Annotated in this window: 12 protein-coding genes; 7 read left to right on the forward strand and 5 right to left on the reverse strand. The window is 55.3% G+C overall.

Features of this window, described 5'->3' with window-relative positions; translation table 11 throughout:
- Positions 1-13 precede the first annotated feature (13 nt).
- On the forward strand, positions 14-1,456 hold the full coding sequence (locus DW088_RS03420) for a nicotinate phosphoribosyltransferase (protein ID WP_118359491.1): 1,443 nt from the start codon (positions 14-16) through the stop codon (positions 1,454-1,456).
- A gap of 262 nt (positions 1,457-1,718) precedes the next feature.
- A complete protein-coding gene (locus DW088_RS03425) occupies positions 1,719-2,927 on the forward strand; it encodes an MFS transporter (protein ID WP_118359492.1) in 1,209 nt (402 codons plus the stop codon).
- A 45-nt stretch (positions 2,928-2,972) separates the two neighbouring features.
- Here the strand turns inward: DW088_RS03425 and DW088_RS03430 are convergent, their stop codons facing one another.
- On the reverse strand, positions 2,973-3,959 hold the full coding sequence (locus tag DW088_RS03430) for an alpha/beta fold hydrolase (RefSeq protein ID WP_118359493.1): 987 nt from the start codon (positions 3,957-3,959) through the stop codon (positions 2,973-2,975).
- A 254-nt stretch (positions 3,960-4,213) separates the two neighbouring features.
- Between DW088_RS03430 and DW088_RS03435 the strand changes: the two genes are divergently transcribed.
- The 3 genes from DW088_RS03435 (at position 4,214) to ftsH (ending at position 7,009) form a co-directional block, all read left to right on the forward strand.
- On the forward strand, positions 4,214-4,555 hold the full coding sequence (locus DW088_RS03435; protein ID WP_118359495.1) for a phenylpyruvate tautomerase MIF-related protein: 342 nt from the start codon (positions 4,214-4,216) through the stop codon (positions 4,553-4,555).
- Positions 4,556-4,718: 163 nt separating this feature from the next.
- Positions 4,719-5,174, forward strand: coding sequence for a MarR family winged helix-turn-helix transcriptional regulator (locus tag DW088_RS03440; protein ID WP_118359497.1), 456 nt, complete (start codon positions 4,719-4,721; stop codon positions 5,172-5,174).
- Entirely contained in the window at positions 5,171-7,009 is a 1,839-nt protein-coding gene (ftsH, locus tag DW088_RS03445) for an ATP-dependent zinc metalloprotease FtsH (protein WP_118359499.1), read from the forward strand. The genes DW088_RS03440 and ftsH overlap by 4 nt, the downstream gene beginning before the upstream one ends.
- 127 nt (positions 7,010-7,136) lie before the next feature.
- On the opposite strand, the gene DW088_RS03450 is transcribed toward ftsH, so the two are convergent.
- Together DW088_RS03450 and DW088_RS03455 are read right to left on the reverse strand one after the other, a co-directional pair.
- Complete coding sequence (locus DW088_RS03450; protein WP_118359501.1) at positions 7,137-7,754, reverse strand: HAD family hydrolase; 618 nt, start codon at positions 7,752-7,754, stop codon at positions 7,137-7,139.
- The gene (locus DW088_RS03455; RefSeq protein WP_118359503.1) at positions 7,751-8,725 is read right to left on the reverse strand and encodes an ROK family protein; all 975 of its coding nucleotides are present in this window, start codon (positions 8,723-8,725) and stop codon (positions 7,751-7,753) included. The genes DW088_RS03450 and DW088_RS03455 overlap by 4 nt, the downstream gene beginning before the upstream one ends.
- Positions 8,726-8,911: 186 nt before the next feature.
- Between DW088_RS03455 and DW088_RS03460 the strand changes: the two genes are divergently transcribed.
- A complete protein-coding gene (locus tag DW088_RS03460; protein ID WP_118359505.1) occupies positions 8,912-9,229 on the forward strand; it encodes a hypothetical protein in 318 nt (105 codons plus the stop codon).
- Positions 9,230-9,506: 277 nt separating this feature from the next.
- On the opposite strand, the gene DW088_RS03465 is transcribed toward DW088_RS03460, so the two are convergent.
- Positions 9,507-10,304 (reverse strand): hypothetical protein, encoded by a 798-nt coding sequence (locus DW088_RS03465; protein ID WP_118359507.1) that lies wholly within the window; start codon positions 10,302-10,304, stop codon positions 9,507-9,509.
- Between the two features lie 76 nt (positions 10,305-10,380).
- Positions 10,381-11,064, reverse strand: a complete 684-nt coding sequence (gene rpe / locus DW088_RS03470; protein WP_117750831.1) for a ribulose-phosphate 3-epimerase — start codon at positions 11,062-11,064, stop codon at positions 10,381-10,383.
- Between the two features lie 448 nt (positions 11,065-11,512).
- On the opposite strand from rpe, the gene DW088_RS03475 reads away from it, so the two are divergent.
- Positions 11,513-15,244 carry a phosphoribosylformylglycinamidine synthase gene (locus DW088_RS03475; RefSeq protein ID WP_199720397.1) on the forward strand — a complete coding sequence of 1,244 codons (3,732 nt, stop codon included), beginning with the start codon at positions 11,513-11,515 and terminating at the stop codon, positions 15,242-15,244.
- Positions 15,245-15,492: the final 248 nt, after the last annotated feature.

The raw sequence follows: 15,492 nt of genomic DNA on the forward strand, positions 1-15,492 counted from the left end.
GGCGTTTTTCGCAATGACCGAAAGAAATTTAACCATGCTCACTGACTTTTACGAGTTTACGATGGCGAACGGATACTTCGAAAAGGGTATCGGCAACCGCCGCGCATACTTCGATATGTTCTTCCGCCGTGTACCGGACGGCGGCGGATATGCCATCATGGCAGGCGTGGAACAGCTGATTGAATACTTCAACAACCTGCATTTTTCCGAGGAGGATATTGCATATCTTCGCAGCCGCAAGTGCTTCTCGGAGTCCTTCCTCAATTATCTGCGCGATTTTGAGTTTGAATGCGACGTATGGGCCGTACCCGAGGGTACGCCGGTATTTCCCGGTGAGCCTCTCGTAACGGTGGCCGGTCCGATGATCCAGGCACAGTTTGTCGAAACCATGATCCTGCTGACCATCAACCACCAGACCCTGATCGCCACCAAGGCGAACCGCATCACGCGTGCGGCAGAAGGCCGTACTGTACTCGAGTTCGGCTCCCGCCGTGCACAGGGCTACGACGGCGCTATCCTCGGTGCCCGCGCTGCCTACATCGGCGGCTGTCAGGGTACCGCCTGCGTTCTGTCCGACCGTGACTACAAGATTCCGGCCGGCGGCACGATGGCGCACTCCTGGGTGCAGATGTTTGACAGCGAGTACGAAGCCTTCAAGGCTTATGCGGATATTTATCCGGATAACTGCGTATTCCTGGTTGACACTTATAATGTACTCAAGTCCGGTGTGCCGAACGCAATCCGCGTTGCCAAGGAACTGGAAGCAGAGAAGGGCATCCGCGCACGCGGCATCCGTCTGGATTCCGGCGATATCGCTTACCTTTCTATCGAGGCACGCAAAATGCTCGATGCCGCAGGCTTCGAGGATATGCAGATCATGGCGTCCAACTCGCTCGATGAGTATCTGGTGCGCGACCTGCTCGTGCAGGGTGCCCGCGTAGACTCGTTCGGCATCGGCGAGCGACTCATCACCTCCAAGTCCGAGCCGGTATTCGGCGGCGTATACAAGTTGGCTGCCGTTGAGGATGAAAACGGCGAGATCATCCCGAAGATCAAGGTTTCCGAGAACGTCGAGAAGATCACCACACCGCACTTCAAGCAGGTGTACCGCCTGTTCGACAACAAGACCGGCAAGGCGCTCGGCGACGTGCTCACCGTGCACGATGAGCAGATCGACGCTTCTCTGCCGTATGTACTGTTCCATCCGGTCTACACCTGGAAGCAGCGTATCGTTACCGATTATACGGTTCGTCCGCTGCGCGTACAGCTGTTCAAGCACGGCAAGTGCATTTACAACAGCCCGGATGTTGAGGACATCCGCAAGTACTGCATCCGTGAGGTCGATACACTGTGGGATCAGATCAAGCGTTTCGAAAATCCGCAGACCTACTTCGTGGATCTTTCCAAAAAGCTGTGGAGCTGCAAGAACGAGCTTCTTGAAGCCTGCCGCATCTAACAAGCAAATTCGCAGACAGCGAACCATAATATAGTGGTTCGCTGTTTCTTTGCGCCCAATCGCAAGATTGTATAAAAGCCGTGAGCATCACTGCACAGGATTTCGCTCATGCAGCCTGTTTCAGCAGTTTTCCGCAGAAACACGCTATCTTTTCGCAGGTGTAAATCGCAAGAATTTAGTAGTACATCGCACCGCAGGAGATTATACTAATAATCGCGGTCAAAAAAACCGCATATTCCACACAAATCGAAGGGATACACCAATGAAAGCATTTCTATCCTCGCTGAGCCGCAGCAAGCGCTATGTTGTCGCGGAACTGCTTCTCGTTTATTTCGCACAGGGGCTGAGCTCCATCATGCTCGGCTCTGTGCTGCCAGATTTACGCGCGGCCTACGCGCTGGATTACCAGATCGGCGGCACGCTACTGTCCGCACAGTCGATCGGCTATCTCGGCATCGGCCTGCTGTCCGGTCTGGCCGCCATCAAATGGGGACTCAAACGCGCGTACCTCATCCTATATTATGTATTCGCGGTCGGCTTTGTCATGCTGTTAACCAACGGCTCGCCGGTCTGGCTGCTGGCGGCCATGTTCCTGACCGGCATTTCCAAGGGCGCTATCACGGATTACAACAACCGCGTGATGAGCGAATACGCGAACGGCAGTGCCACTCCGCTCAACATGATGCACGCGGCGTATGCGTTCGGCGCGTGTGTGGCTCCGCTGGCTGCGCTCGCCTGCCATAAGCTGGGCGGTGAAAACGGTTGGCGTCTCGCGCTTGAGATTTCCATTGTGCTGCTGACGGCTTCGTTTATCTTCGGCCTGTTCATGAAGATGGACGATGATAAATCCACGAAAACCGGGCAGAAATCCGCGACCGACTACGGATTTCTGCGCGAAAAGCTGTTCTGGCTGTGCACAGCGCTCTGCTTTTTCTACGAGGCTGTTGAGGCTTCCATGATGGGCTGGCTGACCAGCTTTTACATTGATTCCGGTGTGCTCGCCGCAGACGCTGCGCAGATCATCACTTCCCTGCTGTGGGTTTCGCTGCTGATCGGTCGCTTCTCGTGCAGCGTGATCGCTGCGAAATTCCGTCCGTGGCAGATGATCACGGTCATGTGCTTCGGCATGGCGGCATTTCTCGTGCTGCTCGTCACCGGAACCACGCTTCCCATGCTCACGATTGCAACGATCGGTCTGGGTCTATGCATGTCCGGTATGTACGGCACAACGGTAGCCAACGCCGGAGACCTGTTCTCGCGCTATCCGGCATCCATGGGCATTTATGTTACACTTAACGGCTTCGGCGCGGCTATGGCTCCGGCTGCGATCGGCATCGCTGCTAACCGTACGGGAATCCGCTGGGGTTTTGCTATCCTGCTGATCGCAGGCGTGCTGCTCGTTGTCTCGGCAGTGCTCAATGCACGGTATTTCAAAGACAGACAGCACAGCAAGGCGGTTTCCCGCACCTAAAAAGCACAAAAACCTCTCTCAAGCGTTTTGAGAGAGGTTTTATTTTTATTCCGCTGCCGTTTCCGGCTCCTGCTCGACAGCCTGCCTTGCAGCTCTTACGGCAAGGTGTGTCTCCAGCCAACGTGAAATATCTCCGAAGGTCTCAAGTCTGTCAAGCTCGTTGAGCACCTCGTGGCGCGCATCCTTATAAAAGATGACCTCGATATTCCTCACGCCGTTGCCGCGGTACAGATTGACCGTACGGCGCACACCCTCACCGTACCGCCCAACCGGGTCCTTATCACCCGAGATGAACAGCAACGGCAGGTCCTTCGGCGTTTTCCGGAAGGTCACCGGATTGTTCGCCTTGGTGATGAGCGTAAACAGGTCGCGGAATCCGGTCGCGGTGAACACGAAATTGCATTTTTCATCCGACTGATAGAGCGACACGACCGCCTCATCGCGGCTGAGCCAGTCAAACACGGTTTTCGGCTGCTTGATTTTCCTGTTGAAGCCCTTGAACACCAGATTGGACAACAGTCCGCTGCGATAGGTGATGCCGCGCGAGCGTGCTACCGAATCCGCAAGATGTACGATGCTGCCGGAGGCAGCGATCGGACCGACCGTGCCGATGAGGATGCAGCCGGACAGCTTCTCTCCGTAATCGAGCAGGTACAGCCGCGCGATCAGCGAACCCATCGAGTGCCCGAGCAGGAAATACGGCAGGTCGGGATAGCGGCGCTGCATCAGGTCGGTCAGGTGCTTGACATCCTCAACAAGATACTTCCAGCCGTCACGAGCGGCAAAAAATCCGAGATCCGCCGTGCGTGAGACCGATGCTCCGTGTCCGATATGATCGTTTCCGCAGACAATAAAGCCCAGTCCGCAGAGATACTTCGCAAATGCGGTATAGCGCGAAAAATACTCGCACATGCCGTGAGACAGCTGTACGATACCGCGCACCTCTACTCCTTCAGGAGCAAGAATATAATAGGTGACATTGGAAACACCATTGGCACTTTTGTAAATATTTTGCGTACACTTGATATTCATATGCAACACCCGATCATGGACTGTACTTCTTCACTGTTAATACTATACCACAAATCCACTTATTGTGCACCTGTTTTTGATAAAGTTCACAGTTCATTTAAAAATACACTGTCAAAAACTGCTGATTTTAAAATGCCTTTCCCAACTGCAAATTATGCAGGATTACGATATTGCAAACAGCGGTCGATGTGCTACAATAAAATAAACCACGGGCAATCAGTACTGCCCAATCCCAAAGAAAGAAGGATATACCCATGCCGTATATTGCTGTTACCACTTCCAAAGCCCTGTCCGACGAGCAGAAGGACGAGCTGAAGAAGACCATCGGCCAGAAGATTTCCCTGATTCCGGACAAGACCGAGGCTGCTCTGATGGTTGACATCTCCGACAACCACACCATGTACTTTGCAGGCGAGAAGCGCAAGCTGGCGTACGTTGATGTTCGCTGCTACGGTTCGACCGAGTTTGAGAACAAGAAGGCGCTGACCGAGGCACTGTTTGATGCTGTCGAGCTGCACACCGGTCTGCACGATGACAGCATTTATCTGACGTACACCGAGTTCTCCAACTGGGGCACCCGCGGTACCATGAAGTAAACCGCAGAAAGACGCTGAGAGTTTCTCGGCGTCTTTTTTGTTTCGGATGAAAAATTGAGAATGTCTGAATTTTCAGAATGTTCACATTTGGACGATTGACGTTCGCTCGCTTTCGGTCTATTATAGTTTACAAGTAAACCGTTTGCCGAAAGGAGGACACCGCATGCCCGGCTCTCCCCATGATTTTGCCGCCGATGCGTTCCACGCGGGTCAGCTGTACCGCAGCTGCTTCCGCGAGCTGACCGAAAACTGCGGCTTTACGCCAAATGAGATGTTCGTGCTGCTGTTTCTGTACCGCAACGCGCCCGAGCAGGACACCGCAACTGCCATTGCACAGGCGTGGAACGTTTCCAAGCCGCTGGTGACGCGCAGCGTGGACGGACTGCAGAGACGTGGTCTGCTCTACTGCGTACGCGATGAGAACGACCGCCGTCTGGTGCATCTTCACCTGTCTGATGAAGGACACGCTGCTGCCAAAGCGCTCCATCACCGCTGTGAAACCTTTGCGCTGACACTGCAGCAGGGTATCTCCGAGCAGGAAATGCAGACCCTGTGTGGTGTGATGCGCAAGATGCAGCAAAACCTCAACGATTTACTCGAAAGGACGAAACTCACATGAATAACAACCCAAAAGGGACGAAAAACCCCAAAAAACCGCTGATCTTCTATTATGCGGTCATGCTGCTCGTGCTTATGATGCTCAACTGGCTGCTGTTTCCGAGCCTGCTGCAGCGGCAGGTTACCGAGGTCGGCTACGACGAGTTTATCGCCATGGTGGACGACGGCAAGGTGCAGACCATCGCCTACGACAAGCAGGATCAGGAAATTACCTTTGAGGCCACCAATGACAAGGGCAAGGACGCACTCTACAAGACCGGCATTTTCCCGGATGACGAGCTGGTCGGCCGCTTGCTGAAGGCCAATGTCAAGTTTGCTGCCGAGATTCCGACCCAGACCTCTCCCCTGCTAAGTATGCTCATCAGCTACGTTGTGCCAATTGTGCTCATTATCGCGGTCGGTCAGTGGCTGCAGAAAAAGATGATGAAGAACATGGGCGGCAACATGATGAGCTTCGGCAAATCCAACGCCAAGATTTACGCCGAGACCGAGACCGGCAAGACCTTTGCCGATGTCGCCGGTCAGGATGAAGCCAAGGAGGCCCTCACTGAGATTGTGGACTTCCTGCACAACCCGAACAAGTACGCTTCCATCGGTGCAAAGCTGCCGAAGGGCGCACTGCTGGTCGGCCCTCCGGGCACCGGCAAGACGCTGCTGGCGAAGGCCGTTGCCGGTGAGGCGCATGTACCGTTCTTCTCGATTTCCGGCTCGGAGTTCGTCGAAATGTTCGTCGGCATGGGCGCGGCCAAGGTGCGCGATCTGTTCAAGCAGGCCAGTGAAAAAGCACCGTGCATTGTGTTCATCGATGAGATTGATACCATCGGTAAAAAGCGCGACGGCGCAGGCATGGGCGGCAACGACGAGCGCGAGCAGACGCTCAACCAGCTGCTGACCGAGATGGACGGCTTTGACGGCACCAAGGGCGTCGTTATTCTGGCGGCGACCAACCGTCCGGAGTCGCTTGACCCGGCTCTGCTGCGTCCGGGCCGTTTTGACCGCCGCATTCCGGTGCAGCTGCCCGATCTGCAGGGTCGTATCGCAATTTTGAAGGTGCACGCTAAGGACGTTCACATGTCCGGCAATATCGACTTTAACTCGATTGCCCGTGCAACTTCGGGTGCGTCCGGTGCTGACCTCGCCAACATCATCAACGAGGCGGCTCTGCGTGCCGTTCGTCTGGGACGCAACAGTGTCATTCAGGCCGATCTGGATGAGAGCGTCGAGACCGTCATTGCCGGTGCGCAGCGCAAGAACGCCGTACTCAGCGCCAAGGAGAAGGAGATTGTTGCGTATCACGAGATTGGTCACGCACTGGTGGCTGCCAAGCAGACCGACTCCGCGCCTGTCACCAAGATTACCATTGTGCCGCGCACCTCGGGTGCACTCGGCTACACCATGCAGGTGGATGAGGGCGAGCACAACCTGATGAGCAAGGATGAACTGCTGAACAAGGTGGCAACGCTCACCGGCGGCCGTGCAGCCGAGGAGCTGATTTTCGGCTCGATTACCACCGGTGCATCCAACGACATCGAGCAGGCCACCAAGCTGACGCGCTCGATGATCACGCGCTACGGCATGAGCCGCAAGTTCGATATGGTTGCGCTCGAGACCGTGACGAATCAGTATTTGTCGGGCGATACCGCGCTCGCTTGCTCGGCGGAGACCGCTGCGAAGATTGATGAGGAAGTGATTGCCACCGTCAAGACCGCGCACGAGAAGGCCATCGGCATCCTGCAGAATAATATGGATGCCCTGCACCGTCTGGCGCACTTCCTTCTGGAAAAAGAAACCATCACCGGCGAAGAATTTATGGATCTGCTGCATAAATCCGAGTAAATCTGTGCAAAAGGAAACCCTCTCTCGTAATGAGGAAGGGTTTCTTTTTGCCTATACCCACAACAAGGAACAGACCAGAAAGAGAGGGCGGACACATTGGTCCGCCCCTAAGCATATACAATTATATTTATCTGAGCGACAGAATCTCTGCCGGATGTTCAAACCTCATATCCGACATTAACTTCTCCGCCTCGGAGCACCCCCACAGGGCGAGGACGCTCTTGACGCCTGCACTTTTCGCGCACTGCATATCATATTCGCTGTCACCGATATAGACGGCGTCCTCGGGTTTACAGCCGAACCGACGCAGACACTCGAGCAGAGCGTCCGGCGCAGGCTTGGGATGCTCGACATCATCCGCGCAGATGATCTCATCAAACCACGGCGTGAAGCCGATGGGTTCAATCCCCTGCTTGAGCTGCAAACGTGTCCGCGAGGTGACAATGCCACACGAACAGCCGGATTTTCTGAGCTCCTCTATCGTTTCAGGAATGCCGTCGTACATCGGGATTTCGTCCAGACGGTCATACGCCAGCGCTTCCCAGCGAGCCATGATTGGCTCAACCCGCTCGGTCGGAATACCTAATTTCGCCAATGCGCGTCTGCCGGGCATACCGAAGGAGAAGATCAACTGCTCGTAGGTGAACTCATAGCCGAACTCGGCAAGTGCAGTGCGCATGGCCCACTGATCTACCTTTGAGGAGTCGATCAGCGTGCCGTCAATGTCAAAAACAAAGTATTTCATGTGGTTTCCTCCATCTTTTTCGCCAAGGTAAATAACCCTCGGGTATAGTCCTGCTCGAAGGACTGAGACAGCTCTATGGTCGGCATAGCCTGCTCCGGCAGCGCCTGCGCACAGCTTTCGCGTATTCGCGATGCCTTATCGGTCAAACGGGAATCGGCATACAGCACCACCCTGTCCGGATTGATGAGCGCCGCACAGCCGCAGATGACCTTGGTGAAATAGTCGCTTATATCCGCGCCTGCAAAGTGATTCTGCGCGTATTCGAGATTGTGTTCGATTGGAAGATAATGCAGTTCGCCGGCAAAGCCTGCGGCACCGCCCCAGACCTTTCCGTTCAGCACGATACCTGCGCCTGCACCCAGCTTGCCGATGTAAATGCACACAGCGGCTTTCGGTGCGGGCGTGTACTGCGCCGCGTAGCCTGCAGCCACGACCTGCATATCACGGGCCGCCATGCACGGCAGACCGGTTTTATCGTGAAGATACGCACTAAGGCTTACGCCCCGCAGCTCGGGGTAGCCGAAACTCTCGGTGACGATGCCGTTATGCATTGTTCCGGCAAAGCCGAGCATCACCGCTGCAAGCCGCGGGTAACGCGCCCTAACACGCATCAGAAGCGTGTCGAGAAATTCGCGCACATCGCCGGAGCAGGTCTGCTGTTCCTGTTCGAGTGATGTGCCGTCGAGGTCACACACAAACCAGTGCAGCGTGTCCTGCTCCAGTCGCAGACACAGGAACAGCCGGTACTGCGGGTTCAGCCGGTACTGCATGGCGCAGCGTCCGCCAGTGGAGGCTGCCGTGCCGATTTCTTGCGCTTCTCCGCGCTCGACCATCTCATCCACAATGCGGCTGACGGTCGGAAAGCTGAGATGTGTCAGCCGCGCAAGATCGTTCTTGCCGGCAGAGCCGTGCTGCATCGCCTGCCGAAGCAGAGCCGTGTTCTCCCGCTTGAGTTTTCCTGTGTCTGCCATGGTGCACCTCTTTTCAAAACACTTTTTAATAGTGTGTTAATTTCAACATACATTATATCCTCTGTGGGCGGTTCTGTCAATGCTAAATTAGGAATTAACGTGAGGGTTTATTGGCTGCGTAATATTGTCCTTTCCATTCCACCCATAATGTGTTATACTGCTTACAAAGGAAGGAGGAGACAAAAAATGTCCACTACAATTTCAATCTCGGTGATGTGCTCTGTGGGGAGCCTGACCTGCGGTATACTTTCACTTGTACTGCCGCTCATTGCACTGGCCAGACGAAAAAACGCGCTGCCATTTGCAGCGGTCAGTATGGGTTTGTGCTCACTGGCGTTGCTCGGGCAGATTTTCGAGTACAATGTCCGCGTATATGCACAGGATTTCAGCGCCCTTCTGGATACATCGTTCGCTATTCGGTTCTGCGCAGTCGTACTGTTCCTGCTGGCGGCTGTTGTAAACGCGGGCGTGTGTATGTACCAGATGAAGCGCAGCGTAAAATAACACCCGCAACATCAATTTACCATGGAAAATGCATAATAAAACCGCCCTTGCAGGCGGTTTTATTATTTTAACAAGGTCCTACAGCTGTCGGTTTGAGACGGATTGACCTTGCAGGTCTGACAATATTTGAAATCCACTCCCTTTAGGTCTATGCAGATGAGTTACAGGCGATGTGCCAAGCCAGCGCCCCCTATGGTATACCTTTAATAACAAGATAGAATCATGCGAAGAAGGGTAAATCGCTACGTCATCTTCACTATCCGATCTCCACTCTTAATTACACCGTTGATTTCCGTTTCGGCAGATTGAAGTCAATCCCGGTGAGCATTTTCACAATCCACAGCAGGAACAGCAGTACGAGCACCGGCAGCACACACGAGGTAACGATCAGCACAGCGAGTGCCTCCATAACATTGCTGAGCAGTTGTTCAAACTTTTCCGTCACGCCAGAGACCGTATTCTGCACCGAGGACGTGATATCCGACCAGAAACCGCTCTTTTCGCTGTCTGAATCCGAGTCCGAACCCGCACTGGTATCGATATCATCCGCTGCACTTTGCGCGTCCTCAATGGTCTGCGACAGAGAGGTTTCATAGGTGGCCTCGATCATGCGCGATACTGTGATGCCGCCCGGAACAGCAAGCCAAACCGCCATGCCGAACAGCGCCAGCTTGAATGCGAGTTTCGCCAGAATCTCACTGCTGCGGAACTGACGGACGATGAGCAGCACGCACGCTGCCGGTAAAATAAACCGGAAAACCGCGTATCCGGTAATGGTGAGCAGATATTTCTCTAACATAATGGCACACAGCACGATCAGAAAATCCGACGTGAGATCAGCCAGCTTTTCTGCGATGGCGCTGCCTGTGTCTCCCGGCAGAGCCGAAACAGCTGCGGACGCTGCCGTGGAGGCCGCAGTCAGCTTCATCACAGTCGCCTGTTTTTCGTTTAAGTATTCAATGCTCGTCCGGTGCGTCTCCGGTGAGGACTGCCATCCCGAGATACCGAAAAAGCACCCGAGTCCGATCATCATCAGCAGCACACACGAAACGATTCGCTTTGTCAGTTCGTTCATTTTATCCCTCATCTCTATTAGAAAACCCCCAACGGTCAGACAGGCTAACGATTGGGGGTTGTTCACACTTATATGATTACTTGCTCCAGGCTGCCTTGGCTGCGCCTTCTTTGAACACCTCATGGAAGCCCTTGACATTGGCTGCAATGTCACCGCCGAACACGGCAGAACCTGCAACGATAACGTCTGCACCGGCGGCTACGATGTCGGCGGTATTGTTCAGCTTTGCGCCGCCGTCGATCTCCAGCTCGCACTTATAGCCGTTCTTCTGGATTTCCGCGCGGACAGCCTTGATTTTGTCCATGCACTCCGGAATGAAGCCCTGACCGCCAAAGCCCGGCTCAACGGTCATGATGAGCACCATATCGCAGTACGGCAGCAGCGGGAACAGCACCTCAGCGGGGGTTTTCGGCTTGATAACGCAGGCTGCCTTGACACCGGCTGCGCGGATTTTCTTCAGCTGCTCGAGCGTATCACCGTTGGACTCGTAGTGTACGGTGATAATATCCGAGCCGGCCTTGATGAAGTCGTCCAGATACTGATCGGGGTCCGAGATCATCAGATGTACATCGAGCACCTTGTCGGTCGCCTTGCGCAGCGCCTTAACCACCGGAGCGCCGATGGTGATATTCGGCACGAAGTGACCGTCCATAACGTCAACGTGAACGTATTCCGCACCGGCATCGGTGGCAATTTTAATATCGCGTGCAAGATTTGCAAAATCTGCGGACAGAATAGACGGTGAGAGCTTGATTTCCATAACAGTTCCTCCTGTAACCGCAGAGTGTTCCGCGGCATAATTTGATACCAGACGCGCCTGTGTGTTCAACCGGTTTGCACGGCGCCGTCTTTTTGAATACGAGGGCGGCATGTACAGTCGCCCTCCTCTTGACTTACATTATATCACACCTCTTTGGAAATTGAAAGAAAAGAGTGAGGAGTGGAGATCACCTCACGGTTTCATCTTCTTCCCACTGCTGCATCTTGTCACATCCTGCGGCTGCCATTTTTAATAGGATGTAACCATACGAAGAAGGCTGCACCACACCGTCAATTACTGCTTACGAATGCCTGATTACTAATTTGTTCTAACGGTATAGAAAACTTCTCCATCGAAATCAACAATATTTTGTCGCCCTCACCGATTGATTTATCTGTGTGAAAAATGTAGAATAGAAGTATCATGCAATAAAGGAGCGAACACGATCATGAGCGTCAATCGTTGTTATTCCGAGAAAAAAAACGGCTTCGATGTCGAAGCACGCAGCCTGTTCTCCAGCCTGCACGACCTGTTGGAAATCAAAAACCTGACTCATGTGCGCTATCTCTGCCGCTACGACGCAGAGGGACTTGCACCTGAGACCTACGAGAAGGCAAAGGGCATCGTATTCTCCGAGCCTATGGCTGATGTGTGCTACGACGAGGACTTTCCCCGTCCGGAAGGCGCTCACACCATCCTTGCGGTAGAGCCGCTGCCCGGTCAATTCGATCAGCGCGCCGATTCCTGCGCACAGTGCATCCAGCTGCTCACCGGCGGCGAACGCCCGACCGTTGCAGCCGCTAAAATTTACGTTCTGGAAGGCGAGCTCACCGCTGAGGACATGGACAAGATCCGCGGCTATCTGATTAACCCCGTGGACACCCGCGAGGCTTCGATGGACAAGCCTGCTACCCTCAAGGTAGAATACGCTATCCCGACCAGCGTTGCGTCCGTTGTCGGCTTCACCCATATGGACGAGAGTGCGCTCTCTGACCTGCTGCACCACATGGGTCTTGCGATGGACCTTGACGACCTCAAGTTCCTGCAGACCTACTTCCGCGACACCGAAAAGCGCGACCCGACCATCACCGAGGTTCGCATGGTCGATACTTACTGGTCCGACCACTGCCGCCACACCACCTTCCTCACCCAGATCGATGACGTAAAGTTCGAGGATCAGATGGTGCAGGACGCATTTGACCGCTACATGGCTGCCCGCGTAGAAGTCTACGGCGAGGAAAAGGCTGCGAAGCGTCCGGTAACGCTGATGGACATGGGTACGATCGCGGCTAAGGTGCTCAAGAAGCGCGGCTACCTGAAGAACATCGACGAGTCTGAGGAGATCAACGCCTGCTCCATTAAGGTGAAGGCGCTCGTGAACGGTCACTACGAGGACTGGCTGCTCATGTTCAAGAACGAAACCCACAACCACCCGACCGAGATCGAGCCGTTCGGCGGTGCTGCTACCTGCCTCGGCGGTGCGATCCGTGACCCGCTGTCCGGTCGCTCCTACGTTTATCAAGCAATGCGCGTAACCGGCGCGGGCGACCCGACCGTGCCGCTCTCTGAGACCCTCGAGCACAAGCTGCCGCAGCGCAAGCTGTGCCAGACCGCTGCTGCGGGCTACTCCTCTTACGGCAACCAGATCGGCCTTGCGACCGGCCTCGTACACGAGATCTACCACCCGGGCTATGTCGCAAAGCGCATGGAGATCGGCGCTGTTGTCGGTGCAGCTCCGCTGGAGAACGTTATCCGCGAGGTACCCGAGCCGGGCGACATCGTCATCCTGCTCGGCGGCAAGACCGGCCGTGACGGCTGCGGCGGCGCTACCGGCTCCTCTAAGAAGCACACCGAGGAGTCCCTTGAGACCTGCGGTGCTGAGGTACAGAAGGGCAATCCGCCTGAGGAGCGCAAGATTCAGCGTCTGTTCCGTGACGGCAATGTCACCCGCATGATCCGCCGCTGCAACGACTTCGGCGCGGGTGGTGTTTCGGTTGCCATTGGCGAGCTGGCCGACGGCCTTGACATCGATCTGAATGCCGTACCGAAGAAGTACGACGGTCTGGACGGCACCGAACTGGCCATCTCCGAGTCGCAGGAGCGCATGGCTGTCGTTGTCCGCGCAAAGGACGTCGATGCGTTCATTGCGGCTGCGGCCAAGGAGAATATCGAGGCTGTTGTCGTAGCCACCGTTACCGACAAGAACCGCCTGTGCATGACCTGGAACGGTGTTAAGATCGTGGATGTTTCCCGTGATTTCCTCAACACCAATGGCTGCTCCAAGCACGTTGACGCAGAGGTTGGCGCACTGCCGACTCCGTCTATCTCCTGTGCTCCGGCAGGCAATTCCGAGAAGGAAAAGCTGCTGAACCACGCCTCTACCCTCGGCATCTGCCTCGAGCGCGGTCTGGTCGAGCGTTTCGACGGCTCCATCGGCGCAAGCTCGGTATTCATGCCCTTCGGCGGCAAGTATCAGCTGACCCCGACGCAGGTCATGGCGGCTACCATGCCGGCTCTGGGCGGTCAGTGCGAAACCGCCTCTGTCATGGCGTTCGGCTTTGACCCCTACTTCACCGAGCAGAACCCGTATCTCGGTGCTTCTTCCGCGGTAATCGAGTCTGTAGCCAAGCTGGTTGCTGCCGGCTGTGACTTTGAGACCGCATACCTCACCTTCCAGGAGTATTTCGAGCGTCTCGGCAAGGATCCGAAGCGTTTCGGCAAGCCGCTGTCCGCCCTGCTGGGTGCGTACACCGCACAGGAGAACCTGTGTCTGGCAGCTATCGGCGGCAAGGACTCCATGAGCGGCTCGTTCGACGATATGGACGTACCGCCCACGCTGGTTTCGTTCGCTATCGCGCCGCAAGACGCTTCCCGCCTGATCTCTCCTGAGTTCAAAGCGGCAGGCCATCCGGTTTACTTCTTCGACGCACCGTACAATCAGGACGGCACGCCGGATTACACCACGCTCAAGTTCATGTGGAACGAGGTTGCAAACCTGATCGCGTCCGGCAAGGCGGTTTCCGCATGGGCGCTGTCCACCGGCGGTATTGCCGAGGGTGTTTGCAAGATGGCGCTCGGCAACAAAATCGGCTTTAAGATGGATGATTCCTTCCCGGCTGACGCGCTGTACCTCAAGAACTTCGGCGGCATTCTGATCGAAGCCGCATCCGAACTCCCGGCTTACTGGCTGGTCGGCTATACCACCGACGAGGAGAAGATCACGGTTGCCGGCGAGTCCGTAACGCTCGACGAGCTGACGAATGCCTTCGAGGGCAAGCTCGAGAGCGTGTTCCCGACCAAGGCGGCTGCTTCCGACGAGCATCTGACCAAGGTTTCCTTCACCGAGCGCAATGCTGCCGCTCCGGCAGTCAAGAGCGCAAAGCCGCTGGCTGTTATTCCGGTATTCCCGGGCACCAACTGCGAGTACGACACCGCCCGTGCGGTTGAGAATGCAGGCGGCGCAGCTGAGATCGTCGTAGTCCGCAACTTCTCCGCGGATGCCCTCCGCGAGAGCGCAGAGCAGCTCGAAAACTCCATCCGTAAGGCGCAGATGGTTATCCTGCCGGGCGGCTTCTCCGGCGGTGATGAGCCGGACGGCTCCGGTAAGTTCATTGCGTCCTTCCTGCGCGACGCAGGCATCAAGGACAGCATCCACGAGCTGTTGAACAAGCGCGACGGTCTGATGCTTGGCATCTGCAACGGCTTCCAGGCGCTCATTAAGCTGGGTCTGGTTCCCTACGGTGAAATCCGTGACGAGATGACCGGCGACGACCCGACGCTGACCTTCAACCTCATCGGCCGCCACCAGAGCCGCTACGCCACCACTCGCGTAGCCTCTGTGAAGAGCCCGTGGCTGTCCTCCTGCAACGTCGGTGACCTGCATTCCATCGCGTTCTCGCACGGTGAGGGTCGCTTCGTAGCGCCGCAGAACGTCATTGACGACCTGATTAAGAACGGTCAGGTAGCGTTCCAGTACACCGATTTGAACGGTGACCCGTCCATGGACATCGCGTGGAACCCGAACGGCTCCATGTGCGCGATCGAGGGTATCACCTCGCCGGACGGCCGTGTCCTCGGCAAGATGGGCCACACCGAGCGTTACAGCCCGTTTGTCGGCAAGAATATCTACGGCGAAAAGTATCAGCCGCTGTTTGCAAACGGCGTGAAATACTTTAAGTAAAGCCTGTGCAGAAAGCGCCCTCGGAGAGGGCGCTTTCCTATCAATAAATACAATATGAAAAACGATTAAAAAATACTATAAGCGCATCATGCAAGACATTTTAGGATATATCAGTTTATCCCCATATTGACGGCAAATTCTTCGAGATACTCCTGCATTTTCCCCAATTATATTAGAGACTGCCGATCTCGCACAGTTCGATTGTCATCTTGCTCATATTTGCCAGCGAAATGGACTTTCTTTCGGTG

The sequence above is a fragment of the Butyricicoccus sp. AM05-1 genome, from assembly GCF_003474415.1.
Taxonomy (GTDB): Bacteria; Bacillota; Clostridia; order Oscillospirales; family Butyricicoccaceae; genus Agathobaculum; species Agathobaculum butyriciproducens.